Origin of the sequence: Pseudomonas sp. rhizo25, from assembly GCF_031931935.1 — a bacterium.
Taxonomy (GTDB): Bacteria; Pseudomonadota; Gammaproteobacteria; order Pseudomonadales; family Pseudomonadaceae; genus Aquipseudomonas; species Aquipseudomonas synxantha.
Genome location: NZ_JAUJXA010000013.1, coordinates 19775 through 46005, shown reverse-complemented (window position 1 = coordinate 46005; position 26231 = coordinate 19775). Strand labels below are relative to the sequence as shown.

The 26231-nt window shown below is 60.5% G+C and carries 25 protein-coding genes; 13 read left to right on the top strand and 12 right to left on the bottom strand.

The features are described from left to right. Positions 1-329 precede the first annotated feature (329 nt). Entirely contained in the window at positions 330-1400 is a 1071-nt protein-coding gene (mtnA, locus tag QZR30_RS22745; protein ID WP_046071542.1) for an S-methyl-5-thioribose-1-phosphate isomerase, read from the bottom strand. Positions 1401-1509: 109 nt separating this feature from the next. On the opposite strand from mtnA, the gene QZR30_RS22740 reads away from it, so the two are divergent. The 4 genes from QZR30_RS22740 to QZR30_RS22725 all read left to right on the top strand — a co-directional run bounded on the left by QZR30_RS22740 (position 1510) and on the right by QZR30_RS22725 (position 5207). Next, positions 1510-2841 carry a TRZ/ATZ family hydrolase gene (locus QZR30_RS22740; protein ID WP_311904251.1) on the top strand — a complete coding sequence of 444 codons (1332 nt, stop codon included), beginning with the start codon at positions 1510-1512 and terminating at the stop codon, positions 2839-2841. A 64-nt stretch (positions 2842-2905) separates the two neighbouring features. Continuing rightward, positions 2906-3604: a bifunctional 2-polyprenyl-6-hydroxyphenol methylase/3-demethylubiquinol 3-O-methyltransferase UbiG gene (gene ubiG, locus QZR30_RS22735; RefSeq protein WP_046071540.1), complete on the top strand. Its 699-nt coding sequence runs from the start codon at positions 2906-2908 to the stop codon at positions 3602-3604. Between the two features lie 4 nt (positions 3605-3608). Further along, entirely contained in the window at positions 3609-4280 is a 672-nt protein-coding gene (gene mupP / locus QZR30_RS22730; RefSeq protein WP_311904250.1) for an N-acetylmuramic acid 6-phosphate phosphatase MupP, read from the top strand. A gap of 186 nt (positions 4281-4466) precedes the next feature. Further along, positions 4467-5207, top strand: coding sequence for a YciK family oxidoreductase (locus QZR30_RS22725; RefSeq protein ID WP_046071538.1), 741 nt, complete (start codon positions 4467-4469; stop codon positions 5205-5207). Between the two features lie 70 nt (positions 5208-5277). On the opposite strand, the gene QZR30_RS22720 is transcribed toward QZR30_RS22725, so the two are convergent. Genes QZR30_RS22720 through QZR30_RS22695 form a run of 6 tightly spaced genes read right to left on the bottom strand, consistent with a single transcriptional unit; the run spans position 5278 to position 11438 of the window. Continuing rightward, the gene (locus tag QZR30_RS22720) at positions 5278-6792 is read right to left on the bottom strand and encodes an ABC transporter substrate-binding protein (RefSeq protein ID WP_046071537.1); all 1515 of its coding nucleotides are present in this window, start codon (positions 6790-6792) and stop codon (positions 5278-5280) included. A 32-nt stretch (positions 6793-6824) separates the two neighbouring features. Continuing rightward, positions 6825-7796, bottom strand: coding sequence for an ABC transporter ATP-binding protein (locus tag QZR30_RS22715; protein ID WP_046071536.1), 972 nt, complete (start codon positions 7794-7796; stop codon positions 6825-6827). Beyond that, positions 7793-8749 carry an ABC transporter ATP-binding protein gene (locus tag QZR30_RS22710; RefSeq protein WP_311904248.1) on the bottom strand — a complete coding sequence of 319 codons (957 nt, stop codon included), beginning with the start codon at positions 8747-8749 and terminating at the stop codon, positions 7793-7795. The genes QZR30_RS22715 and QZR30_RS22710 overlap by 4 nt, the downstream gene beginning before the upstream one ends. Then, complete coding sequence (locus tag QZR30_RS22705) at positions 8746-9603, bottom strand: ABC transporter permease (protein WP_056846400.1); 858 nt, start codon at positions 9601-9603, stop codon at positions 8746-8748. Before QZR30_RS22705 ends, QZR30_RS22710 begins: the two co-directional genes overlap by 4 nt. Beyond that, a complete protein-coding gene (locus QZR30_RS22700) occupies positions 9600-10547 on the bottom strand; it encodes an ABC transporter permease (protein WP_056846399.1) in 948 nt (315 codons plus the stop codon). The genes QZR30_RS22705 and QZR30_RS22700 overlap by 4 nt, the downstream gene beginning before the upstream one ends. Before the next feature lie 3 nt (positions 10548-10550). Beyond that, positions 10551-11438 (bottom strand): proline iminopeptidase-family hydrolase, encoded by an 888-nt coding sequence (locus QZR30_RS22695; protein ID WP_046071532.1) that lies wholly within the window; start codon positions 11436-11438, stop codon positions 10551-10553. A 183-nt stretch (positions 11439-11621) separates the two neighbouring features. Here QZR30_RS22695 and QZR30_RS22690 point away from each other — a divergent pair, with 183 nt between their 5' ends. Next, positions 11622-12386, top strand: coding sequence for a LuxR family transcriptional regulator (locus tag QZR30_RS22690; protein WP_046071531.1), 765 nt, complete (start codon positions 11622-11624; stop codon positions 12384-12386). Between the two features lie 92 nt (positions 12387-12478). Continuing rightward, positions 12479-13411 (top strand): proline iminopeptidase-family hydrolase, encoded by a 933-nt coding sequence (locus tag QZR30_RS22685; protein WP_056846398.1) that lies wholly within the window; start codon positions 12479-12481, stop codon positions 13409-13411. Positions 13412-13511: 100 nt separating this feature from the next. On the opposite strand, the gene QZR30_RS22680 is transcribed toward QZR30_RS22685, so the two are convergent. Next, positions 13512-15014: a nucleobase:cation symporter-2 family protein gene (locus QZR30_RS22680; protein ID WP_046071529.1), complete on the bottom strand. Its 1503-nt coding sequence runs from the start codon at positions 15012-15014 to the stop codon at positions 13512-13514. A 158-nt stretch (positions 15015-15172) separates the two neighbouring features. Between QZR30_RS22680 and QZR30_RS22675 the strand changes: the two genes are divergently transcribed. Further along, positions 15173-16006: a nucleoside-binding protein gene (locus QZR30_RS22675; RefSeq protein WP_059397005.1), complete on the top strand. Its 834-nt coding sequence runs from the start codon at positions 15173-15175 to the stop codon at positions 16004-16006. A gap of 124 nt (positions 16007-16130) precedes the next feature. Here QZR30_RS22675 and punC read toward each other — a convergent pair whose 3' ends face one another. Beyond that, complete coding sequence (punC, locus tag QZR30_RS22670) at positions 16131-17321, bottom strand: purine nucleoside transporter PunC (RefSeq protein WP_059397006.1); 1191 nt, start codon at positions 17319-17321, stop codon at positions 16131-16133. Between the two features lie 122 nt (positions 17322-17443). On the opposite strand from punC, the gene punR reads away from it, so the two are divergent. Then, on the top strand, positions 17444-18358 hold the full coding sequence (punR, locus tag QZR30_RS22665) for a DNA-binding transcriptional activator PunR (protein ID WP_274358173.1): 915 nt from the start codon (positions 17444-17446) through the stop codon (positions 18356-18358). Between the two features lie 120 nt (positions 18359-18478). Here the strand turns inward: punR and QZR30_RS22660 are convergent, their stop codons facing one another. Then, complete coding sequence (locus tag QZR30_RS22660) at positions 18479-19648, bottom strand: aspartate aminotransferase family protein (RefSeq protein ID WP_274358172.1); 1170 nt, start codon at positions 19646-19648, stop codon at positions 18479-18481. A gap of 103 nt (positions 19649-19751) precedes the next feature. On the opposite strand from QZR30_RS22660, the gene QZR30_RS22655 reads away from it, so the two are divergent. After that, positions 19752-20657 (top strand): LysR family transcriptional regulator, encoded by a 906-nt coding sequence (locus tag QZR30_RS22655; RefSeq protein ID WP_056846393.1) that lies wholly within the window; start codon positions 19752-19754, stop codon positions 20655-20657. On the opposite strand, the gene QZR30_RS22650 is transcribed toward QZR30_RS22655, so the two are convergent. Further along, entirely contained in the window at positions 20654-21277 is a 624-nt protein-coding gene (locus tag QZR30_RS22650) for an HAD family hydrolase (RefSeq protein WP_311904242.1), read from the bottom strand. The genes QZR30_RS22655 and QZR30_RS22650 overlap by 4 nt on opposite strands. Positions 21278-21492: 215 nt before the next feature. Continuing rightward, complete coding sequence (gene fabV / locus QZR30_RS22645; protein WP_046072680.1) at positions 21493-22686, bottom strand: enoyl-ACP reductase FabV; 1194 nt, start codon at positions 22684-22686, stop codon at positions 21493-21495. Between the two features lie 276 nt (positions 22687-22962). Between fabV and QZR30_RS22640 the strand changes: the two genes are divergently transcribed. The 4 genes from QZR30_RS22640 (at position 22963) to QZR30_RS22625 (ending at position 26129) form a co-directional block, all read left to right on the top strand. Next, positions 22963-23787, top strand: coding sequence for an aspartyl/asparaginyl beta-hydroxylase domain-containing protein (locus QZR30_RS22640; protein WP_068966659.1), 825 nt, complete (start codon positions 22963-22965; stop codon positions 23785-23787). A gap of 148 nt (positions 23788-23935) precedes the next feature. Next, positions 23936-25309, top strand: a complete 1374-nt coding sequence (gene ppnN / locus QZR30_RS22635) for a nucleotide 5'-monophosphate nucleosidase PpnN (protein WP_043047468.1) — start codon at positions 23936-23938, stop codon at positions 25307-25309. A gap of 170 nt (positions 25310-25479) precedes the next feature. Then, positions 25480-25737, top strand: coding sequence for an AbrB/MazE/SpoVT family DNA-binding domain-containing protein (locus QZR30_RS22630; RefSeq protein ID WP_005786256.1), 258 nt, complete (start codon positions 25480-25482; stop codon positions 25735-25737). Continuing rightward, positions 25734-26129: a PIN domain-containing protein gene (locus QZR30_RS22625; RefSeq protein WP_311904239.1), complete on the top strand. Its 396-nt coding sequence runs from the start codon at positions 25734-25736 to the stop codon at positions 26127-26129. The genes QZR30_RS22630 and QZR30_RS22625 overlap by 4 nt, the downstream gene beginning before the upstream one ends. Positions 26130-26231 lie beyond the last annotated feature (102 nt).

The following is a 26231-nucleotide window of genomic DNA, read 5'->3' as shown; positions in this document are numbered from 1 at the left end:
ACGACAAATCAACGAGTTATGACACGGATCTGCACGTTATGGGCAACCCCTCGAGGTGGCCCTGGAAACCGCCGGATGTTATCACAATCGCCGCCACGCACCTATCCCCCTGATGCGCATGGAGACTAGTAATTTGACGGATGACAGGCTTGAGGGCGACGAGAGGGGCTCAGAGGTGGGGTGGTGCTTTTTTTTGAGGCTGGATCTGGAGGCTTTGTTGACTTTAAGGGCCAATCGGGGGCAAGCCCCCTCCCACCTTTTGACTGTGCTCACAATCGAAGTGCGGGAGGGGCTTGCCCCCGATAGCCATTTCACAGACACCACAGCCCTCAATGCAGCCGCTTACGGCACATCAACCTGGCCAATTTGGCCGTATCCGGCCGCTCGACCACGCCCTTCTCAGTCACGATCACGTCAATCAGGTCAGCCGGGGTGACATCAAACACCGGATTAATAGCATCTACCTTCAAGCGTTGCCCCATCACCTCCAGCAACTCGCCGGGATCACGCGCCTCCAGCGCGACGTCATCGCCAGTAGCCATCATCAGGTCGAGGGTCGAGCTCGGCGCCACCACCATGAAGCGCACGCCGTGGTGCATGGCGCAGACGGCCAGCTGATAAGTGCCGATCTTGCTGACCACATCGCCATTGGCGGCAATGCAGTCGGCGCCGACAATCACCCAGGTCACGCCCTTGGTCTTGAGGATATGCGCCCCCGCCGAGTCGGCATTCACCGTCACCGGGATGCCGTCGCCCGCCAGCTCCCAGGCAGTCAGCCGCGAGCCTTGCAGCCAGGGCCGGGTCTCGTTGACATAGACCTGCTCCACCAACCCTTCAAGGAACGCTGCGCGAATGACGCCGAGGGCCGTGCCGACGCCGCCCGTGGCCAAAGCGCCGGTATTGCCATGCGTCAGGAACGCCTGGGCGTTGCCCTGGTGCTTGCGAATCCGCTCCACGCCTAGCTGGGCCATAACGAAATTGGCCTCCCGGTCGCTTTCATGGATCGCAATGGCTTCGGCTTCCAGCACCGCCAGCGGATCGGCGTGCTTCTTGAGGCGGTCCAGGCGGTCGCGCATGCGCTGCAAGGCCCAGAACAGGTTCGACGCAGTAGGTCGGGTATGGGCTAACAGTGCGTAGTCTTCTTCCCAGGCAGCCTGCCAGTCACCGCCTTGAGCGATGCGCTCACGGGCAGCCAGCACAAGGCCATACGCGGCGCAGATACCAATGGCCGGCGCGCCCCGTACCAGCATGGAGCGGATGGCATCGGCCACTGCCTCTACGGTACGGCAGGCTACCCAGCTTTCCTGGGACGGCAAAACACGTTGATCGAGCAGATACAGCGCGCCATCACGCCAATCGATGGCCTTCACGTTCTCTGCAGCCAACAGTCGGTCGCGCATCCCTTACCCCGCACTCATGAACAAAAGCCGCGGATTATAGCGATCCGCCAGCCAGGACGCTCGGGTATACTTCGACCTTCTTTTATAGCTGCCTGGGAAGAAGCCTGCGATGACCACCTCTGCCGCCCCGCTCGACTTGCTGCTGCTGCCGACCTGGCTGGTACCCGTCGAACCTGCCGGCGTAGTGCTCAAGGAGCATGGCCTGGGCATCCGCGACGGATGCATTGCCTTTATCGGCCCGCGGGCGGCGGCGTTGAAGCTTGCGGCCAGGGAAGTGCGCGAGCTGCCCGGCATGCTGCTCAGCCCCGGCCTCGTCAACGCCCACGGCCATGCAGCAATGAGCCTGTTCCGTGGCCTGGCCGACGACCTGCCGCTGATGACCTGGCTGGAAAAACACATCTGGCCCGCTGAAGCCAAGTGGGTCGATGAAGCCTTCGTGCGCGACGGCACCAACCTGGCCATCGCCGAACAGCTCAAGGGCGGCATCACCTGCTTTTGCGACATGTACTTCTACCCCAAGGTCGCCAGCGACTGCGTGCACAACAGCGGCATGCGTGCACAGATCGCGATGCCGATCCTCGATTTCCCGATTCCCGGCGCCAGTAGCGCCGACGAGGCGCTTCGCCAGGCTATCGAGCTGTTCGGCGACCTCAAGCATCACCCGCGCATCAAGATCGCCTTTGGCCCTCACGCGCCCTACACCGTGAGCGATGCCAATTTGGAGAAAATCCGCGTGGTTGCCGAGGAGCTGGACGCCACGATCCATATGCATGTGCATGAAACCGCCTTCGAAGTGCAGCAAGCCGTGGAGCAGACCGGCGAGCGGCCATTGGCGCGCCTGGGTCGCCTCGGCTTGCTGGGGCCGCGCTTCCAGGCCGTTCATATGACCCAAATCAGCGAGGATGACCTGGCTTTACTGGTAGAAAGCAACACCAGTGTTATCCATTGCCCGGAATCGAACCTGAAGCTGGCCAGCGGCTTTTGCCCGGTGGAGCGCTTGTGGCAAGCAGGGGTCAATGTGGCCATCGGCACCGACGGCGCCGCCAGCAACAATGACCTGGACCTGCTGGGCGAAACCCGCACCGCCGCGATGTTGGCCAAGGCCGTCGCCGGTTCGGCCACCGCCCTGGATGCGCACCGCGCCCTGCGTATGGCGACCCTCAACGGTGCGCGGGCCATGGGCCTGGAAAGCCAGATTGGCTCGCTGGAAGTGGGCAAGGCAGCAGATATGGTCGCCTTTGATTTGTCGGGGCTGGCGCAACAACCGATCTACGATCCGGTCTCACAGCTTATATATGCCACCGGACGCGATTGCGTGAAACACCTTTGGGTCGCCGGCAAGCCATTGCTCGACGATCGGCAATTGACCCGCATGGATGAACAACAGTTGACCGCCACGGCCATTGCCTGGGGCCAACGCATCAGCGGGCACAGCGAATAACGAAGGTACTGAGCCCATGCGCTCAGCACCGACCCACCGATTTATCAGATTTAGAGGATTGACCATGAGCAACGTCGACCACGCCGAAATCGCCAAATTCGAAGCCCTGGCCCACCGCTGGTGGGACCGCGAGAGCGAGTTCAAACCCCTGCACGACATCAACCCGCTGCGGGTCAACTGGATTGACGAACGCGTCAACCTGGCCGGCAAGAAGGTGCTGGACGTCGGTTGCGGCGGCGGCATCCTCAGCGAAGCCATGGCCCAGCGCGGCGCCACGGTGATGGGCATCGACATGGGCGAAGCGCCCCTGGCCGTGGCCCAGTTGCACCAGCTGGAATCCGGCGTGAGCGTGGAATACCGCCAGATCACCGCCGAAGCCCTGGCCGAGGAAATGCCCGAGCACTTCGACGTGGTCACCTGCCTGGAGATGCTGGAGCACGTACCCGACCCATCCTCGGTGATCCGTGCGTGTTTCCGCATGGTCAAGCCCGGCGGCCAGGTTTTCTTCTCCACCATCAACCGCAACCCCAAGGCTTACCTGTTCGCGATCATCGGCGCCGAATACATCATGAAGCTGCTGCCCCGCGGCACCCATGACTTCAAGAAATTCATCCGCCCCTCCGAGCTGGGCGCGTGGAGCCGACAGGCCGGACTGACGGTCAAGGACATCATCGGCCTGACCTACAACCCGCTGACCAAGCACTACAAGCTGGCCAGCGACGTTGACGTCAACTACATGATCCAGACCCTGCGCGAGGAGTAAGCCTGTGAAGTTGCGAGCGGTTCTCTTCGACATGGACGGTACCCTGCTGGATACCGCGCCGGACTTTATCGCCATCTGCCAGGCCATGCGCGCCGACCGGGGCCTGGAGCCGATCAACCCGCAGCACATCCGCGATGAGATCTCCGGCGGTGCGCGGGCGATGGTTGCCGTGACCTTCTCAATGGACCCTGAATCACCAGGCTTTGAAGCACTGCGCCTGGAATTCCTCGAGCGCTACCTCAAGGACTGTGCGGTTCACAGCAAACTGTTCGACGGCATGACTGAGCTGCTGGAAGACATCGAGAAAGCCAAGCTGATCTGGGGCGTAGTCACCAACAAGCCCGTGCGCTTTGCCGAACCGATCATGCAGCGACTGGGCCTGGCCGAGCGCTCGGCCGTGCTGATCTGCCCGGACCACGTGAAGAACAGCAAGCCGGACCCCGAGCCGATGATCCTGGCGTGCGAAAGGCTCGGCCTGGACCCGGCCAGTGTGTTGTTCGTCGGTGATGACCTGCGCGATATCGAGTCCGGCCGCGGCGCCGGCACCCGCACGGCGGCGGTGACCTACGGCTATATCCACCCGGATGACAACCCACGTCACTGGGGTGCGGATGTGGTGGTGGACCACCCACTGGAGCTGCGTAAAGTGCTGGATAACGCGCTGTGCAGTTGCTGATGGCTTACCGATCTTACTGATCCATGTAGATCCAATGTGGGAGGGGGCTTGCTCCCGATTGCAGTGTGTCATTCAACACATTTATTGCTGAACCACCGCAATCGGGAGCAAGCCCCCTCCCACAGGGGATTTTCAGTGTTTTCCAGCCAAGTGTTGATCACCCGCTAAACTCTGTCGAGGCTATTTATGTTTGATTACTCCGCACCTCCAGAACTGCTCAACGGCCGAGTCATCCTGGTCACCGGTGCCGGTCGGGGAATTGGCGCAGCAGCGGCCAAGACCTATGCCGCCCATGGCGCTACCGTGCTGTTGCTGGGCAAGACCGAAGCCAACCTGGCCCAAGTCTATGACGAGATCGAAGCCGCCGGTCACCCTCAACCGGTGGTGATCCCGTTCAACCTGGAGACCGCCCTGCCCCATCAGTACGATGAGTTGGCGGCAATGATCGAGAAGGAGTTCGGCCACCTCGACGGCCTGCTGCACAACGCGTCGATCATTGGCCCGCGCACGCCCATCGAGCAGTTATCCGGCGAGAATTTCATGCGGGTGATGCATGTGAACGTCAACGCGATGTTCATGCTGACCGCCACCTTGCTGCCGTTGCTCAAGCTGTCCCAGGATGCATCGGTGGTGTTCACTTCCAGCAGCGTCGGGCGTAAGGGCCGTGCCTATTGGGGTGCGTATGGGGTGTCGAAATTCGCCACCGAAGGGCTGATGCAGACACTGGCCGATGAGCTTGAGGATGTGGCGGCAGTACGCTCGAACAGCATCAACCCCGGCGGCACCCGCACCAGCATGCGGGCCCAGGCGTATCCGGGGGAGAACCCGATGGAGCGGCCGGCGCCGGAAGAAATCATGCCGGTGTACCTGTACCTGATGGGGCCGGACAGTGCCGGCATCAATGGGCAGGCGTTTGATGCTCAATAATAGCTGACACAACCCAGATCAAAATGTGGGAGGGGGCTTGCCCCCCTCCCACATTGATACCCAGCATTCTTTAGTTTTTGACTACTTCCTCAAGGGTGAAGCGGCCCAACGGGTTCTGCAGGAAGTTGCTCACATTCTTGCGTGAGATGTTGATATACGGGCTGTAGTACAGGTCAATCCAGTTCACATCCTGTTTCGCCAGCTTCTGCAACTCCACATACATCTGCTCACGCTTGGCCGGGTCAGCCTCCACCCGTGCAGCCGCGACCAACGCTTTGACCTTGTCGTTCTTGTAGCGGGTCATGTAGTTCTGGTTGGTGTCGTGGCCCAGAACGAAGGTGGTCTTCTGGTCCGGGTCGAGGATGTCGTTGGTCCAGTACATCACCGAAATGTCGTACTCACCGTCCACCAGCATCTGCCAACTTTGGGTCGGGTCGACCTTTTGCAGGTTGGCGGTCACGCCGACCTTGGCCAACTGGTCCTTGATGATCACCGCAATCTGCTCGTCAGCCTCGTTGCCGGCGTTGACCACGTAGTTGAGCTTCAAGTCCTGGGCGCCGGCCTCTTCCAGCAGCTTTTTGGCCGCAGCAGGGTCATACGGGCGTTGCAGGTTGTTGGCGTAGTGATACAGCGAGCCCTTTGGAATGTAGGAATAGGCCACAGTGCCTTGACCGTATGTGGCGGTCTTCACCAGCGATTGCTTGTCGATGGCCATGTCCAGGGCCTCGCGCACTTGCGGCTTGGCCAGCAGGCCGTGCTCGTGGTTGATCAACAGGTGATCTTCACGGGTGGACGGGTCGGAGTGGATCACCACATTTTTGTCTTTTTTCAGCTCTTCAACCCGCGAAAACGGCACGAAGATCGCCGTGTCGAGTTCGTTGTTCTGCACCATGCGCATGCGCGTGTTGTCATCGGTTACCGACACCCACTCCACACCGTCGAGGCTGACGTTGCTGGCCTGCCAGAAGTTCGGGTTCTTCTTCAGGATCACCCGGTCGCCCTTGCGCCACTCTTCCACGGTAAACGCACCGGAGGTCACCGGGTTTTCCGAGTAGGCGTCTTCGCCCATTTTGGTCATGGCTTTTTCCGACAGGATCGACACCGTGGGCGACGCCAGTTGCGAGAGGAAGGCTACCGCCGGGGTTTTCAGGGTCACCACCAGGGTCTTCGGATCGCTGGCCTTGGCGGTATTGATCAGGCTGAACGGGTCGCTCCACAACGACGCCTTGTTGTCGCGGATGCGCAGCAGGCTGAACGCCGCGTCGGCGGCGGTGATCTTTGATCCGTCGGAGAACTTCGCTTCACGCAGTTTGAAGGTGTAGGTCAAGCCATCCTTGGAAATCTCCCAGCTTTCGGCCAGGCCCGGTTCCATCTTGGTGCCCAGGTTATCCACGCGTACCAGAGTGTCGTAGACGTTGGCAAACACCCAGGTGTCGCGGTTTTGCGCGCTTTTGATCGGGTCAAAGGTGGTGCTGTCTTCACGGCAGCCGATGGTGAGGACGCCGGCGGCCTGGGCCAGGCCAGCGGTCAGCGACCAAGCGGTGAGCGTTGCGGCGGCGAGCAATTTCAAGTGGCGCGATTGCATATCACAACTCCTTGTTAATGAATGGCAGAGGGTCAAAGCAAAGGTTCTTCAAGCACGCAACTGTACCGATGCTCGTGCAGGAAATGGGTCGGCGGCAACACCACCGAACACATCGCTCGGGCATGCCGGCAACGTGGGTGAAAGGCGCAGCCTGAAGGCAAATCCAGCGGGCTCGGCGGCTCGCCGGGCAACGGCTGCGCGGGCAACGGCCGATGCGGATCGATCTCGGGAATCGCCTCGATCAACGCCGCCGTGTACGGATGACGCGGCGCGGTAAACACCGCTTCCACCGGCCCTTCCTCGACGATCTTGCCCAGGTACATCACCGCCACGCGGTCGCACAGGCGCCGCACGATGGCCAAGTCATGGGCGATAAACAGGATCGCCAGGTTCATGCGCTGTTGCAGCTCCAGCAGCAGGTTGATGATCTGGCCCTGGATCGATACATCCAGCGCCGCCACACATTCGTCGGCAATGATCAGGCGTGGCTCCACCGCCAGCGCCCGGGCAATACCGACGCGCTGGCACTGGCCGCCACTGAGTGAGCCTGGTTTGCGCGTGGCCAACTCGGGGCGCAGGCCAACCAGCGCCAGTAGCTCATTGACCCGCGCCGGGATCTGCGCCACAGCCACCTTGCGCTGCACGCGCAACACCTCGGCAATGATCTCGCCGATGCTCTGGCGTGGGTTCAGCGCAGCGTAGGGGTCTTGGAAAATCATCGCGGTTTCATGGCGCAGGCGAGCGATGTCAATGGCGCTGCCATGGGCCATGTCGACACCGTCAAACAGCACCTGCCCGGCGCTGATCGGGTTGAGGTGCAGAATCGCCCGGCCCAGGGTGCTCTTGCCGCTGCCGGATTCGCCCACCAAACCCAGGGTTTCACCGGCGGCCAAATTCAGCGACACCCCGTTCACCGCCCTCACCCACTGCTTGTTGAGGCCGAACAGGCCAGTGCCGGACGCGGCAAAGCGCACCTCCAGGTCCTTGATCTGCAACAGGCTCATGGTCGCCCTCCCAACGGATAGTGACAGGCCACGCGTGCGCCCTGGGGCAACACCTCGGCACATAAGTTACCGGCCTGGGGGCAGCGCGGGTGGAAGCGGCAACCATCGGGCAATGCATCCAGCAACGGCGGCTGGCCGGGGATAGTGCGCAACAAGGCATGGCCGCTGCTATGGGCCGGCTGGCAATCGATCAGGCCAGCGGTATACGGATGTTGCGGGTGCGCCAGCAGCTCGTATTTGCTGCCATGCTCGCACAGGCGCCCGGCGTACATCACCGCGATGGAGTCGCAAGTCTGCGCCACTACACCAAGGTCATGGGTGATCATGATGATCGATAGGCCACGCTGGTCACGCAGGTCGAGCAACAGGCGCAGGATTTGCGCCTGCACCGTCACATCCAGGGCCGTGGTCGGCTCATCGGCGATCAGCACTTTCGGGTTGCAGCCCAGGGCCACGGCAATCATCGCGCGCTGGCGCATGCCACCGGAAAACTCATGGGGGTAGTTGTCGACCCGCGCCTGCGGGTCAGGGATCCCGACCTGGCGCAGCACCTCAATGGCCTGCAAGCGTGCGTCTTTTTTTGATGCCCCTTGATGCAGACGGACGCCCTCGGCGATCTGCTCGCCAATACGCATCAGCGGGTCCAGGTGGCTGCCGGGGTTCTGGAAGATCATGCCCAGTTGCCCGCCTCGCACGGCGCGCATGCCGGCATCGTCGAGCTGCAACAGATCCTGGCCGGCCAGGTGTACAGCGCTACCTTGCACGCGTAGATTCGCAGAGGGCAGCAGGCGTATCAGGCCACGACAGGCCATGGTCTTGCCGGACCCGCTCTCGCCCACCAAGCCGAGGATTTCACCTTCGGCCAGGTCGAAGGACACACGATCCACCAGGGTGACATCGCGCCCGGCGTTATGGGCGATCACGCTGAGGTCGCGTACTTGCAGCAGGCTCATGAGCGATCCCCCAACACTTGGGCGACGCCATCAGCCAACAGGCTGAAACCCATGGCCAGGGTCACGATAGCCAGGCCCGGGAACGTACAGATCCACCAGGCGGTGGTGATAAAGGCTTGCCCTTCGGCCACCATCGTCCCCCACTCGGCGGTAGGCGGTTGCACGCCCAGGCCCAGGTAACTCACGGCGGCACCGTTGAGCAGCACCAGCACCGCGTCGGACATGGAAAATACGATGGAGCCAAACAGCGCGTTGGGCAGCAAATGCCGGAACAGAATGCGCCCATGACCAAAGCCCAGGCTCTTGGCGGCCAGGGCAAACTCGCTTTCCTTGAGCACCAGGATCTGCGAGCGAATCAGCCGCGCATACGACACCCAGCCCACCAACGCCATGGCGATATAGAAACTCTTCAAGCCCGGCCCGAGGATGGCCATGATCGCCAGCATCAGCACCAGGAACGGAAACGCCAGCACCACATCGATCACACGCATGCAGAAGCTGTCGAAACGCCCGCCGACATAACCGGACACCGCACCGATGAAGGTGCCGATGATGAACGGGAAGATCACCCCGACAACCGCCAGTTGCAGATCGATGCGTGCGCCCCAGATCACCCTCGAAAGGATATCCCTGCCGTAGTTATCCGTGCCAAACGGATGTGCAAGGCTGGGGGCCAGCAAACTCATGTCGGTATTCTGCGCGATAGGATCAAAAGGTGCGATCCACGGCGCAAACAACGCCAGGCCCAACCACGCGAACAGTATCAACAGGCCCCACGCGGCGGTCATTCGCCCGTTGCGAAAGCCAAAGCGCAGGCGCAAGCGCCATGGGGCAATCAGTGGGCGGCTGCTCATTGCATCTTCACCCGTGGGTCGAGGGCCACCGTCACCACGTCGGCAATGAAATTGACCAGCACCGTGGCACACGCCAGCACCATCGCCACGCCCTGCACCACCATGTAGTCACGGGTGAAGATGCCGCGCACCAGCAACTGGCCGATGCCCGGGATAGCGAACAGACTTTCGATGACCACCGTGCCGCTGATCAGCCAGCCAATGTTGACCGCCAGCAGGTTGACCGCCGGCACCAGGGAGTTGGGCAGCACATGCCGACGAAACACCGCGGCCTCCGACAGGCCCCGCGCTCGGGCGGCGGTAACAGGATCGGCCTGCAACTCCATCAGCATGCTTGCGCGCAGGTTGCGCACCAGCACCGCCGCCAGCGCCAGGGCGATGGTCAGGCAGGGCAAAACCATATGGTGCGCCTTGTCCAGCCAGGTGCGACCGTAGCCGGACACCGGAAACAAACCCCATTGCACGCTGAGCAGCAGGATCAGCATCAACCCCAGCCAGAACGCCGGCATGCCCAGGCCGACCGTGGTAAAAACGCGGATCAGGTTATCCGCCCAACCGCCTTTGTTGCGTGCCGCCACTGTCGCCAACGGCACCGCGATCAGCAATGCCAGGACCACGCTGCCCAGCACCAGCACCAGCGTCGGCTCGATACGGGTCACGATCAGTTTCAGCGCATCGACCTTGTACAGCAGCGATTGACCGAGATCGCCCTTGAGCAGGTTTTTCAGGAAGTAGAAATATTGCAGCCACAAGGGCTGATCGAGGCCGAACTGGGCGCGGATTTTCAGCAGGGCATCCGGCGTGCTGCGTGAACCCAGCAGCGCCCGCGCCGGGTCGCCGGGGATCGAGCGCACCAGCACAAAGGTGATCAGGCTGATGCCAAACAGCACCGGCAGCAGTTGCAGCGGCCGGGACAGGACAAAACGGTAACGCGCCAGGTTCATGCGTCAACCTCGGTGGCGGGCGAGAAAGTCCAGCAGCACCGGGAAGTACGCCTGGGGCTCCTCGTAAAATGGCATATGGCTGCTATTGGGGAATACATGCAATTGGGCATGCCGGGCCGCCAGCTTCATGCGCATGGCGCAGGCGGGGGTGAGTTCGTCGTGCTGGCCGGTGGTAATCAGGATCGGCATCTTGAATCCGGCCATTTCCTCGAGGCGGTTCCAGTCCTTGAGGTTGCCGATATAGAGGAACTCGTTGGGGCCTTGCATGGTTTCGTAGGGGCCCATGTTCCAGTCGTCCAGGGAACGCTTGAGCGGCTCCGGCCATTGGTCGAGGCGGCACACGTGACGATAGTTGAGCAAGGTGATGGCAGCCTGGTATTGCGGGTGGTCGAGGGTGCCCATGGCTTCGTGGCGTTGCATCATGGCCACGGTTTCGCTGCCCAGGGCGCCGCGCAGGCGTTCAAGTTCCTGGGACAAATGCGGGATGTCGCCGACGGTGTTTTCCAGGATCAGGCTTTTCAGGGCATCGGGGTAATGGATGGCATATTCGATACCCAGCCAGCCGCCCCAGGAGTGCCCGAGCAGATGCACGCGGCCCAGATCCAGGGCTTGGCGCACGGTCTCGACTTCTTCGACATAACGGCGAATTTCCCACAGGGCGGCATCGGTCGGTCTGGCTGATGCGCCCGTGCCAAGCTGGTCGAATGCAACCACTCGCAGGTTATGCGCTTTGAGCCAGCCATGGGCGTCGCGCAGATAGTCACACGGCAGGCCCGGCCCGCCGTTGAGACACAGCAGCACCTCATCGCCTTCGCCGAAGCTGTAGACCACGAGGTTGTGGCCGTCGACTTGCACGTTGTACTGCTGGTCGGGGGCAATTTCACGCCACATGCATACATTCCTTGTGTTGTATCGGCCTGGCGGGTAGCGGCCGTTTATCAGGTAAACACTACCGAGGATGCCGTGCGTCCATAACCTAGTATTTCTTATAGGTTTGGCCTGGCAGTCCTTCGCCGGGGCGTGGCATTCTACTTGCCGCAAGTCGAGATTCAAATGAATTCGGGAGCAGAACGGATGCTGGCCAAGCTGACCGCCTTCAATAATCGCCTCATGCCAGGCAGGAGCCTGGATGAACAGATGGACAATACGTTTATCCTGGCCCAACAACTGGGCTTCGATGCATTGGTGTATGACTACACGCCGGTACCTATCGACCTCAATGGCACGCTGATCACCCCTTCGGTGCTGGAGCTGCGCAACACCCCGCCGGACTGGCATGCCTTATGGTGCAGCGAAGGGTTCTACCAGATCGACCCGGTGCAGCACCTGGCGTTGAGTACGGTATCGCCGTTTGTCTGGTCCTATGAGGCGAAGACAGAGACGGCCCTGCAGAAGATCATCGACCCGTGCCACGCGCCCGTATCCTCTTACTTGCACGAGCGTGAGCTGACCTGTGGCGTCAGCGTCCCTATTCACCTGCCCCGGGGCGGCTTCGCGTCGCTGACCGGGTTGCGCACCGGCAAGGCGCGCACGGTATTGAAGGACGCACAACATACGTTGGCCGATTTCAGCCTGATTACCCATGCCCTGCAGGAAGCGGCCTACCCGCTGTTCAGCAAGGAGCTAAGGGCCTACCCGCATATCCACCTGACCAAGCGCGAACGCGAATGCCTCAAATGGGCCGCCGACGGCCTGACCGCTGCCGAAATTGCCACGCAATTGAGTCGTTCCCTGGCGGTGGTCACCCTGCACCTGGCCTCGGCCATGCACAAACTGGGAGCCAAGAACCGCGTACAGGCGGTGGTGCGGGCCACCCATTACCGTCTGCTGGAAGGTTGACCCACCGGAAAAACCTAGCTGTTTTGCTAGTTACCTAAACTTTTTGTTCAGACTATCGTAGCCCTGATCCTTTTTTCAGAGCGGGGCACGAAATGGAATTCATCGAAAAAGTTCGCGAAGGCTATGCGCCCTTTGGCGCGTATCAGACCTGGTATCGCGTCACGGGCGACCTGACCACAGGCCGTACGCCATTGGTGATCATCCATGGCGGCCCAGGCTGCACCCACGATTATGTCGATGCCTTCAAGGACGTCGCCGCCAGCGGCCATGCGGTGATTCACTACGATCAGTTGGGCAATGGCCGCTCCACGCACTTGCCGGATAAAGACCCATCGTTCTGGACCATCAGCCTGTTCCTCGACGAGTTGAACAACCTGCTGGACCACCTGCAGATCAGCAATAATTACGCGATCCTCGGCCAATCCTGGGGCGGCATGCTGGGCAGCGAACACGCGATCCTGCAGCCCAAGGGCCTGCGCGCGTTTATTCCCGCCAACTCACCGACCTGCATGCGCACCTGGGTCAGCGAAGCCAACCGCCTGCGCAAGTTGTTGCCTGAGGGCGTGCACGAAACCCTGCTCAAGCACGAGCAGGCCGGCACCTATCAAGACCCTGAATACCTGGCCGCCTCGCGGGTTTTCTATGATCAGCACGTGTGCCGCGTCAAACCTTGGCCGGAAGAAGTGGCGCGCACCTTCGCCCAGGTCGATGCAGACCCGACGGTGTACCACGCCATGAGCGGTCCGACCGAATTCCACGTGATCGGTAGCTTGAAGGACTGGAACGTGAACGGTCGCCTCGCGGCAATCAAGGTGCCGACCCTGGTGATTTCCGGCCGACATGACGAGGCCACGCCGTTGGTGGTCAAGCCGTTCCTGGATGAAATCGCAGACGTGCGCTGGGCATTGTTTGAAGACTCCAGCCACATGCCCCATGTGGAAGAACGCCAGGCGTGCATGGGGACGGTGGTGAAGTTCTTGGATGAGGTGTGTTCAATGCCGCACAAAGCCCGCAAGGCTGGCTAGATTCCAATGTGGGAGGGGGCTTGCTCCCGATGACCGTGTATCAGTCAATATCTTCAGTGGCTGACACACTGCTGTCGGGAGCAAGCCCCCTCCCACATTTTTAGACCTCTGTGGTTTCGGGTTTTGCGGTTTTCTTTGAGGTATCCGCTACCAGGGGAATCTCCTTGCCCTCTGCATCAAACAACTTCCCGCCCCTGTAGTAATCCCCGTCACGCAACGCGGCCACATCGCGGAAGCACAAACTGCGCTCAGTCCCCGCCACAAACACTGACTGCTGGTCCGAGTTACCGGCGGTGAAGTGGTTAAAGGCCAGGTTCAGCAGGATCGCCATGATCGCCGACGAACTGATGCCCGAATGGAAGATGGTCGCGAACCAGCTTGGAAAGTGATCATAGAAGCTCGGCGCGGCAATTGGGATCATGCCGAAGCCAATGGACGTGGCCACGATAATCAGGTTCATGTTGTTGCGGTAATCCACCTTGGACAGCGTGCGAATACCACTGGCCGCCACCGTGCCAAACAACACAATGCCTGCACCGCCCAGCACCGAGGTCGGCACTGCGGCGATCACCCGGCCCATGAACGGCAACAGGCCGAGCACCACCAGGAATACCCCGCCGGTAGCCACAACAAAACGGCTCTTCACTCCAGTCACCGCCACCAGGCCAACGTTCTGGGCGAACGCGCTTTGGGTGAAGGAACCGAAGATCGGTGCAAACATACTCGACAACATATCCGCACGCAGGCCATTGCCCAGGCGCTTGGAATCCACCTTGGTGTCGATGATCTCACCCACCGCCAGGATATCCGCCGAGGTTTCCACCAGAGTCACCATCACCACGATGCACATGGAAATGATCGCTGCCACATGAAAGGTCGGCATGCCGAAATGGAAAGGTGTGGGGAAGCCGAACATCGGCCCCTGGGTCACGCCGGAGAAGTCAGCCATGCCGAGCAGCACCGCGATCACCGTGCCAATCACCATCGCCAGCAGGATCGACAAGCGCGAGATGGTTGCGCTGCCGATTTTGCTCAACAACAGCACCAACACCAGGGTCAATGCGGCCAGGCCGATATTCGACATGCTGCCGAAATCCGCCGCACGGCTATTGCCACCCATGGCCCAACGCGCCGCCACGGGCATCAGTGTCAGGCCGATGGTGGTGATCACAATGCCGGTCACCAGCGGCGGGAAAAACTTGGTAATTCGCGAGAACACCGGGGTGATCAACAGGCCGATCAACGAAGCGGCCATGACTGCGCCGAGAATCGCCGGGATCCCTCCCGCACCGTCACTGCCGACAATCGCCACCATGGTGGCCACGCCCGCGAACGACACGCCCTGCACCAGCGGCAACTGACAGCCGAAGAACGGCAGGCCAAGGGTTTGCAACAAGGTGGCCAGGCCACCGGCAAACAGCGATGCCGCGATCAACAGGCCGATATCCGCAGGCGACAGCCCAGCTGCCTGGCCGACGATCAACGGCACCGCGACGATGCCGCCGTACATGGTGAGCACATGCTGCAGGCCGTAAGCCATGTTGGCGGCGACGCCCAGGTTCTCGTCTTCGGGCCGCTGCGGTGACGCCTTCGGGATAGTCATGGTGAGAGGTTCTCTGTTTTTGTTGTGCGCTCACTGTATGCAATATTAAGACTGTATGTCCATAGAGTTGTATACAATCAATCGAACAAGATACCCTCCCGCGGCGTTACAAAAATAATCCGGCCGTCATGAGCCAGAACGCCAAAGGACCAACAATAATGAAAAAGGCACTACAGGGCGCCACCGTTGCATTGACCCTCCTCGGCGGTGGCGAGGCTGTCGCGGTGGAATGGATGAACAACAGCGTAGGTTTTCGCTACGGCCAGCACTTCACCAACCCGAATAACCCCGACGATTTCAGCAAGCGCATCTACAGCTTTACCCACGCCAGCGGCTACCGCTATGGCAGTAACTTCCTCAACCTGGATGTGTTCCTGTCCGACAGCCGCGACCCACGCAAGGGCACCGACCACGGCGGCAGCGAGGTGTACGCCGTGTACCGGCACCAGCTGTATGCCTCGCGGGTGTTCGATCTGCCGCTGGGCACTGGCCTGGTCAAGGATTACGCGCTGACTCTGGGTTTTGACGCCAACCGCAACAACAACTTCGCCTCAGCCAAAAAGCGCGCCCTGGTGATCGGCCCGACCTTGAAGTTCAACACCGTCGGCGTACTGGACCTGAGCCTGATGTACTACAAGGAAAGGAACCACACCGGCATCCCCGGCGCGCAAGAGTCAAACCATACGTTCGACGACAGCTACATGCTCAACCTGACCTGGATGCGCCCTTTCGAGGTCGGCAACCATGCGGCGAAGTTCCAGGGGTTTATCAATTATGTCGGGGAGAAAGGCGAGGACTACCATGGCCGCGATACCGCGCCAGAAGCGCTGATGCGTACGGCTCTGATGGTGGCGGTACGGCCGGGGAAAAGCGTCAAGCCGAACCTGTACCTGGGGGTGGGCTATGAATACTGGCATAACAAATTCGGTGTGGACGGGGGGCGGGGAACCCGCACCTCAACACCCACCCTGAACATGGAAGTGACGTTCTAACTGAATAAATTCAGGACCAATGTGGGAGGGGGCTTGCTCCCGATAGCGGTATGTCAGTGGCAAATGTGCTGGCTGATACACCGCTATCGGGAGCAAGCCCCCTCCCACATTTTTGGCCGCATTGTCACTTCAGATCAGTTGCCAGTTCCGAGCGATCTGCCTTCGGCCGCGCCAGCCAATACCCCAACACCGCCAACGGCGCCGTCGCCAACATCACAATCACCGTAATCATCAGCGGTTGCTCGATCATCGACGACACCAACAAACTGGCCAGGAAGCACAGCCCCAGTTGCAGGGTGTTTTGCAGTGCCGCCGCCTTGCCGGAGTTTTCTGCAAACGGCATCAGCGCATTCGCTACCACAATCGGGTAGCTGGCGCCGTTGCACAGCGCCATCAGGCAGAACGGGATCAGCAAGGTGGTCAAGGTCGGCACGCTCAGGGTGGCGACCAGGTACAACGCCACCATGCTCAAGCAATACGCAGCCAGCAGCCACGGCAACAGGGCTTTGCCCGACAGGTGTTGCAGGGCGCTACGGCAACTATAGCCACCAACGAGAAACGCCAGGGTCGGCAACACATAGCTGAGGCCGATGTCATTCGGGCTGTAGCCCATGCCGCCCAGGATGAACGGCGAGGCCGTAAGCCAGGCGAAAAAGCTGGCTGAGCAGGCAGCGAAGATCATCACATTGCCGGTAAACACTTTAGAGGTGAGCAACTGCCCATAACCGAGGCGCGTAGGGGCACCCTCATGCTCAAGACGCTTGGGCAGGCTGCGCAGGAACAGCGTCGGCAACAACAGCAACAGCGACACCACCAGCAACACGCCGAAGATCGCCTGCCAGCCAAAGTGATTCAACACCAAGGCGCCTAACAGGGGCGCCAGGGCCGGTGACAGCGACATCAACGGCATGATGCTGGCGAATACGCGGTGGGCCTTGTCGGCCGGGTAGCGATCGATCACCAAGGCCTGCCAGCTTACGGCGGCAGCACATACGCCAATCGCCTGGATAAAGCGCAGGGCCAGCAGTTGCGGCGCGGTCTCGACCCAGAACATACCCAGGCACCCGAGCACAAACAGGCTCAGGCCCGTGAGCAGGATCGGCTTGCGCCCAAGGCGGTCCGACAACGGCCCCCACACCAACTGCCCCACCGCAAAGCCGGCAAGGAAAATACTCAAGCTGGCGCCCACCGCGCCGGCGCCAATCTGCAACTGCTCGCCCATGGCGCCAAACGCCGGCAAGTACATGTCCATGGCGAGATAACCGAGCATGCTCAGCCCCGCCAGATACCAGGTAAAACCAAAAGAATTTTTCATCGAAGCCTTGTAGATACTGCCATCAAACTATTTGCTGACTGGCGCCCATTATGAAGCTGACAATATGTGTGTGAAGCGATAATAATTGGACGCTCTTATCAATAAATTTGAAGGCAGCCCTCATGTGGTCTGAATACTCCCTGGATGTAGTCGATGCCGTGGCCCGTCACGGCAGCTTCAGCGCCGCCGCCCAGGAACTGCACCGCGTGCCGTCGGCCATCAGCTACACGGTACGTCAGCTTGAGGAATGGCTGGCCGTGCCCTTGTTTGTGCGCAGGCATCGCGACGTAGAGCTGACGCCCGCCGGCCGCCTGTTTATCGACGAAGCCCGCGGCGTGATGAAAAAAATGCTTGGCACCCGGCGCTTGTGCCAACAGGTGGCCAATGGCTGGAGTGGCCAGTTGAAGGTGGCCGTGGACTCCATCGTCAAACCCCAGCGTTGCCGCCAACTGGTGCTGGACTTCTATCGGCAATTTCCCGAAGTGGAACTGCTGCTCGAATACGAAGTGTACAACGGCGTGTGGGATGCACTGGCCGATGAGCGCACCGACATCGTGATCGGCGCCACCAGCGCGGTGCCGGTGGCCAGCCACTTTAGCTTCCGTGACATGGGCCTGTTGAACTGGCTGTGCGTGGTCAGTGCCCGGCACCCGTTGGCGGCGGTAGAAGGTTTGCTCAGTGATGACCAATTGCGCCCCTTCGCTTCACTGTGCATGACCGACACCTCGCGCAACCTGCCCAAGCGCGACACCTGGACCCTGGATAACCAGCGCCGCCTGGTGGTGCCCAATTGGGCTTCGGCGCTCGATTGCCTGCGCGATGGCCTGTGTGTGGGCATGGCCCCGGCCCATCAGGTGTTGCCGTGGGTCGAAAAGGGCGAGTTGGTGGCGCTGCAATTAAGCCGACCGTTCCCGGCCAGCCCATCATGTGTCGCCTGGGCGCAGAGCAAGCTTTCGCCGGCCATGGCGTGGTTGCTGGAGTACTTGGGGGATACAGAAACCATGAATCAGGAATGGTTGAATGGCCCCACCCTCTGAACCCTACACAGAACCACTGTGGGAGGGGGCTTGCTCCCGATAGCGGTGCATCAGTCGATATCTTCAGTGGCTGAACCACTGCTATCGGGAGCAAGTCCCCTCCCTCACTTTGATCGTATTTCAACCCAATAAGCGGGTGATGGCACGCACAATCATTTCTACTTCCTGGCGCTGCAAAGTCAGCGGCGGCAACAGGCGAATGATCTTGCCCCGCGTGACGTTGATCAACAGCCCATGCTCCTGGGCGGCACGTTGCGCCAGGTCGCGGTAAGGGCCGGCCAGTTCGATCCCGATCATCAAGCCCTTGCCGCGAATCGCCCGTACCTGCGGGTGCTCGTCCAATTCCATGTGCAACCGCGCCAGCAGGTATTCACCCTGGTGTGCCGCGTTCTGTAGCAAACCTTGCTGTTCAATAATCTCCAGCACGGTACAGCCCACGCGACAGGCCAGTGGGTTACCGCCAAAGGTGCTGCCATGACTACCAGGCGTGAACAGCTCGGCCACGGCGGCCCGGGCCAGGCAGGCGCCGATGGGCACACCATTGCCGAGGCCTTTGGCCAGGGTCATCACATCCGGCACGATGCCTTCGTGCTGGAAGGCAAACCAGGTGCCGGTACGCCCGATGCCGGTCTGGATCTCGTCAAGCATCATCAGCCAGCCGTGGCGCGTGCAGTGGTCGCGCAGGGCTTTGAGGTAACCGGGAGGGGCCACCAGCACACCACTTTCGCCCTGGATCGGTTCCAGCAGCACCGCGGCGATGCGTGTGCCGTATTGCCTGGTGATCGTCTCCAAGGCGGCCATATCGCCGAAGCCAACCTTGATGAAGTCCCCGGGCAGGCGCTGGAACCCCAGGCGCACCGACGGCCCGTCGCTGGCGGCCATGGTGCCAAGCGTGCGGCCGTGAAAGGCGTTCTCCATCACCACCACCAGCGGCTGTTCAATGCCTTTTTTCCAGCCATGCAAGCGCGCCAGTTTCAGCGCCGTCTCATTGGCCTCGGCGCCGGAGTTGTTGAAAAACGCACGGTCCAGCCCGGACAGTTGGGCCAGGCGCAGGGCAAGCCGCTGTTGCCAGTCGATGCTGTAAAGGTTGGACGTGTGCAGCAGCAGGCCGGCCTGTTCACTGATGGCCGCTACCAGCCTGGGGTGGGAATGACCGACATTGGTCACTGCTACGCCGGCGACCGCATCCAGGTATTCGCGGCCCTGCTGGTCCCACAGGCGCGTGCCCAGGCCACGACTGAAGCTCAGGGCCAAAGGTTGATAGGTGCTCATCAGGCAGGCGGCGGTCATGGGGGGTGGCTCCAGTGCATCGTTGGGGTGGTTTCAGTATCGTTAACCACCCTTGCTGGATAAACTCTGAATTCCTGCAATGACTTTAAACCAGGAGTTGATAATGGATCTGTTCCAGGCAATGTCGGTGTACGTGAAAGTCGTCGAGACCGGCAGCATGACCGCCGCCGCCCACGAATGCGGGATGTCGACCACCATGGTGGGCAACCATTTGCGTGCCCTGGAGCAACGGCTGGGCGTCAGCTTGCTCAAACGCACTACGCGTAAACAGAACCTTACGGAATTTGGCGCGCAGTACTATCAGCGTTGCCTGGAAGTATTGGGGCTGGTGGCCGACTCCGAGCTACTGGCCGAGCAGATCCACAGCGACACCCCCAAAGGCAGCCTGCGTATCACTGCGCCGCCCGTGTTCGGCACTGAACGCCTGGTGCCGGCCCTAAGCGAGTTTTCCCAGCGCTACCCGCTTATCGACCTGTACGTGGTGCTGAGCAATGAGCGAATGGACCTCGTAGACAGCGGCTTCGACGTGGCAATCCGCCTGGGTGAACTGGCAACATCCAGCGTGATCGCCAGGCCCATGCAGCCCTACACCCTCACGCTGTGCGCGTCACCTGCGTACTTGGCGCGCCGGGGTACGCCGCAGACACCAGATGACCTGCAGCAGCACGATTGCCTGGCGTTCGCCTACCCCGCGAACGATAACTGGCGCGATACCGATAAACTCTGGCGCATGACCGGGGATGAAGGCCAAGTGGAAGTCCCGGTTGGCGGCTCATTGACCATCAACAGCTCGCAAGGCTTGCGCCAGGCGGCCATCAACGGCATGGGCATCATCATGCTGGCCGATGCCCTGGTGCAACCGGACCTGGAGAACGGCAAGCTGGTGGCCTTGCTAACCACCTATAAACTACCCAGCCGCCCCATGCACCTGCTGTATCGCCAGGACCGCTATCGCCTGCCCAAGCTGCGGGCGTTCGTCGACTTCGCCATGGAGAAATGGGCGCCCTAGAAGGCCACGCCCAACTCGCGCAAACGCGCAGCGGTACGATCGGCCGACACATGGTGGATACCCTGCCAGCCCAAGGCGACAGCCGCGTCGATATTGCCTTCGACATCATCGATAAACACCACTTCACTCGGCTGGATATCCGGCAGATGGGCACGAACCTGCTCAAGACTGGCGTGGTAGATCGCCGGGTCAGGCTTGATCAACTTCAATTCGCCGGACACGACGATATTGCGAAAACGCTGCAGGAACGGGTAATTGGCCCGGGCATAAGGGAACGTTTCAGCCGACCAGTTGGTGAGCCCGAACAACGGCACATTGGCCTGGTGCAGCGCCTCGAGAATCGCCACGCCTTCGGGCAACTCACCGCGCAGCATCTCGTGCCAGCGCTCGTAATAAGCCTGGATCAAGGTGTGGTGATCGGGGTGTTGGTCAATCAGGATGCGGGTGGCTTCAGCCAGGGTACGACCGGCATCTTGCTCGGTGTTCCAGGCCTGGGTGCAGATGTTGTCGAGGAACCACTGCCGTTCTGCATCGTCGGCAATCAGCTTGCGGTACAGGTGCTGCGGGCTCCAGTCGAACAGGACACCGCCGAAATCAAAAACTACTGCACGAATCGTCATCAGATCCTCCGTTAGTGTGACTTGATAGCAGCTGGAGTCTGGCAGATCTGGAAGAGAGAGGCGCGCGCCGGGGCGTAAGAAGTATCTGAAAAGACTCGGATTAAATGTGGGAGGGGGCTTGCTCCCGATAGCAGGGTGTCAGCCACTGAAGGTAGTGACTGATACACCGCCATCGGGAGCAAGCCCCCTCCCACATTTTAGGTCTGCATTAGGCCTTAGGCTTGGACCAGGCCGTTGATCTTGACGGTCGGGTTCACGTCCGCGTCGTAATCCACACCATCGACTTCAAAGCCGAACAAGCGCAGGAACTCAGCCTTGTAACCGGCAAAATCGCTGATCTCGTTGACGTTGTCGTCGGTAACCTGGTTCCACAGCGCAGCCACGGCGTCCTGCACCTTCGGTTCCAGCTCAGCGAGGTCGGCGCGCAGGCGGCCATCGGCGTCGAGCTTAGGCTCTTTACCGTACAGGCTGTCCTTGAACAGGCCGTAGACCTGCTCGATGCAGCCTTCGTGGGTGCCCTGCTCTTTCATCACCTTGAACAGCAACGACAGGTACAGCGGCATGATCGGGATCGCCGAGCTGGCCTGGGTGACCACGGCCTTGAGCACCGACACACGGGCATCGCCCTTGAGCGCCGCGAGGTTTTCGCGCAGGGTCAGGACTTTTTTATCCAGGTCTTTCTTGGCTTCGCCGATGGAACCGTTCCAGTAGATATCCTGGGTCAGCTTCTCGCCGAGGTAGGTGAACGCGGTGGTCTTGGCGCCTTCGGCCAACACATCAGCGTCACGCAGGGCGTCGATCCACAGCTGCCAGTCTTCGCCGCCCATGACCTTCACGGTGCCGTCGATTTCTTCCTGGGTTGCAGGCTCAAGAGTGGTGTCTACCACCACGCCCTTGTCGGTGTTGATACCGCGCAGGGTCACGGCCTTGCCGATTGGCTTGAGGGTGGAGTTGTGCACCACGCCTTGCGGGTCGGTACGGCGTGGCGCGGCCAGGCTGTAGACCACCAGGTCGATCTTGCCCAGGTCTTTCTTGATGGTGTCGATGGTCAGGCGCTTGATCTCGTCGGAGAACGCGTCGCCGTTGATGCTCTTGGCGTACAGGCCTTTTTCCACGGCAAACTTCTCGAACGCCGCGCTGTTGTACCAGCCGGCGGAGCTCAGCTTGCCTTCTTCGCCTTCTTTCTCAAAAAACACGCCCAGGGTATCGGCGCCGCAGCCAAACGCGGCACTGATGCGCGCGGCCAGGCCGTAACCGGTGGAGGCACCGAGCACCAGCACTTTCTTGGGGCCGCCTTCGATTACGCCATTCTTGGTTACGTAGTCGATCTGCTCTTTGACGTTCGCTTCACAGCCAACAGGGTGGGCGGTCACACAGATAAAGCCACGAACCCGCGGTTTGATGATCATAAAAATTTCTGCCTCTTCCAAGGTGCCGAAGGCCAATGGTGGCCATTCAACTTCAATCGTACCGGTCTATGACGTCCAAAAAACCGAAGCGTCACGATAGTCGCAAATCTTCTGTTCTCAAAATTCAATCCACAAACCTTAGGAGGGTGCGCGGCAACGGTTACAAATTGTGCAAGGGCTTCACAATTTCGCCCTATTTAATAACCCCTCGCGGCTCTATAAACCCTTATGATGACGATATTGTTTCATTATGTTTCAAGGTTGGAGCCGTGTTCCATGAGCAAAAGTGCTGTCGGCAAAAAGCTGGTGTCCCTGGCCTGGGTACTCGGCGTTCTGCTGTTGATCGACTGTTTCCCGCGTACCTGCCTGGTATTCCTGCTGCTGGTGGTGCTGTGCGGTATTTATGATTTCCTGCGCAACGGCCTCTATGACCGCGCCACCCTCAAGAAATACTTCATCGGCAACGGCCGCAATACCTGGGTGCTCGCCCCCTTCAACACCCTGCTCGACCTGCTGAGCAGCCGCAACCGCCATGTCTACACGATGCATGACCTGCCACCCGCCTGGCGCGAAGACCTGCAACACGTGATCGACGACGCCATGGCTCACAAGGATGAAATCATCGGCTACCTGGACGAGCGCATGGCCGAGAAGAAACGCGGCATGTTGTTTTTCCAGTGGTACGGCCGCCCGATCGAGACCACCCTGGATATTCCGCAACTGCGCAAGAAATTGCCCTTCGTGAAGACCATCGGTGTCTCGGTGTTCAACGAAAACCGGTCCACCTCCTTTCACTTCGGCCCCCTGCGCATGATGTTCCGCGTGCTCTACAACATGGCGCCGGCGCCGCATCACGAGGGCGTGTATATCCAGGTGGGCAAGCACAAGCACTACTGGCACGACGACCCGCTGTTTATCTTCGACGACACCTTGATGCACGCTTCCTTCAACAAGAACGACGCCAAACGCTACTGCCTGTTCATCGACATTGTGCGGCCGACCCCGCTGCCCACGGTGCTCAACGCCGTGATCGCGGGCTTTGCCGGCCTGGTCTTTACCCTGCGTCGGGTTTTCTACAAAAACTGGAAGCTGATTGAGTAAGTTCTGCGGCATGATGGTGCTGGACGGTGTTTGCGCTTGGCCCCTGGCCTGAGGTAAATAACCGTCTCGTGCGACCGTAAACGGCGCCCACCATTCTCAGGCCATCGCAACTCATTGGGTGCGGTGGCTGTGCTTTCAAGGAATCAGAATGCCCCAACGTCAAGTCATCAACGCCTCCGTCAGCCCCAAGGGCAGCCTCGAAACCCTGTCACAACGTGAAGTCCAGCAACTGAGTGAAGCCGGCAGCGGCAGCATCTACACCCTGTTCCGCCAGTGCGCCCTGGCCATTCTCAACACCGGCGCCCACATCGATAACGCCAAGACCATCCTCGACGCCTACAAAGACTTCGAAGTGCGTATTCACCAGCAGGACCGCGGCGTGCGCCTGGAGCTGCTCAACGCCCCGGCCGATGCCTTCGTCGATGGCGAAATGATCGCCAGCACCCGCGAGATGTTGTTCAGCGCCCTGCGCGACATCGTCTACACCGAGAATGAGCTGGATAGCCAGCGCATCGACCTGAGCAACTCCCAGGGCATCACCGACTATGTGTTCCACCTGCTGCGCAACGCCCGTACGCTGCGCCCGGGTGTGGAGCCTAAGATCGTGGTGTGCTGGGGCGGGCACTCGATCAATACCGAAGAATACAAATACACCAAGAAAGTCGGGCACGAACTGGGGCTGCGCAGCCTTGACGTGTGCACCGGCTGCGGCCCCGGCGTGATGAAAGGCCCGATGAAGGGCGCGACCATTTCCCACGCCAAACAACGCATCACCAATGGCCGTTACCTGGGCTTGACCGAGCCGGGCATCATCGCCGCCGAAGCGCCGAACCCCATCGTCAATGAGCTGGTGATCCTGCCGGACATCGAGAAACGCCTGGAAGCCTTCGTACGCGTCGGCCACGGCATCATCATCTTTCCGGGCGGCGCCGGCACCGCCGAAGAGTTCCTGTACCTGCTGGGCATCCTGATGCACCCGGACAATCGCGACCTGCCGTTTCCGGTGGTCCTCACCGGGCCGAAACACGCCGCCCCCTATCTGGAACAATTGCATGCGTTCGTCGGCGCCACCCTGGGCGAAGCGGCGCAGCAGCACTATCAGATCATCATCGACGACCCGGCCGAAGTGGCGCGCCAGATGACCGTCGGCCTCAAGGCCGTGAAGCAATTCCGCCGCGAGCGTAACGACGCGTTTCACTTCAACTGGCTGCTGAAGATCGACGAAGGCTTCCAGCGCCCGTTCGACCCCACCCACGAAAACATGGCCAGCCTGCAGCTGAACCACAGCTTGCCCCCCCACGAACTGGCGGCCAACCTGCGCCGGGCGTTTTCGGGGATCGTGGCGGGTAACGTCAAGGACAAGGGCATTCGCCTGATCGAAGAGAACGGCCCGTATGAGATCCACGGCGACCCGGCGATCATGAAACCGCTGGATGAGCTATTGAAGGCATTCGTGGCCCAGCACCGCATGAAACTGCCGGGCGGCGCGGCGTATGTGCCGTGTTATCGCGTGGTGCAGTGAGGTAGCGGCGGTCGGTCATAGTTTGTATCTGTTTGGGGCGTAGCCAACGGTGTGAGGATCGAGCATTCGGACTAGGGTTTTACTACCGACTGACTCACACCTGCGAGCGACCTATGGACCAACGGATATTGTCCTCTGTCATTCCTTACCCTAAGGTAAGGAATATCACGATGGAGATCTTCACTATGGCTACCGCCACACTCACTTCAAAAGGGCAAATCACCATCCCTGTCCAGGTCAGGACAGCCTTGGGCCTGGAAACAGGCGACCGGGTGGAATTCGTCGAGATGGAAGACGGCAAGTTTTCCATGATCGCCGCCAGCAAAACCGTCAAGGACCTCAAGGGGTTGATCCGCAAACCCGCTCACACCGTGTCTATCGAGGACATGAACCGAGCCATCGCGGCCCAGGGAGCAACCGCTGGATGATTGGCCTGGATACCAACGTGCTGGTGCGTTATGTGACCCAGGATGATCCTGCGCAATCGGCCAAGGCGTCCCAACTGATCGAATCGCTCACCGCCGCCTCACCCGGTTTTGTCAGCCTGGTGACGCTTACGGAGCTGGTGTGGGTGTTGCAGTCCTGCTACCAATCGACCAAAAGCGACGTGGTGACGGTGCTGGAAACCTTGCTGTACACACGGGAACTGACCGTCGAACACGCCGATATCATCTGGCAGGCCCTGCGCAAGTTCACCGCTAGCAAAGCGGAATTTGCCGACTGCCTGATCGAACGCTGTGGCCATGCAGCCGGTTGCGAGTACACCGCAACGTTTGATCTGAACGCGGCCAAGGCAGCGGGGATGAAACGGATCGGCTAGGCCGGCTTTTTTGTAGGAGCGAGCTTGCTCGCGAAAAACGCCAACGATTACGCGAGCATTTAGGGAGCACGCGGTGCCTGTGGTTTTTTCGCGAGCAAGCTC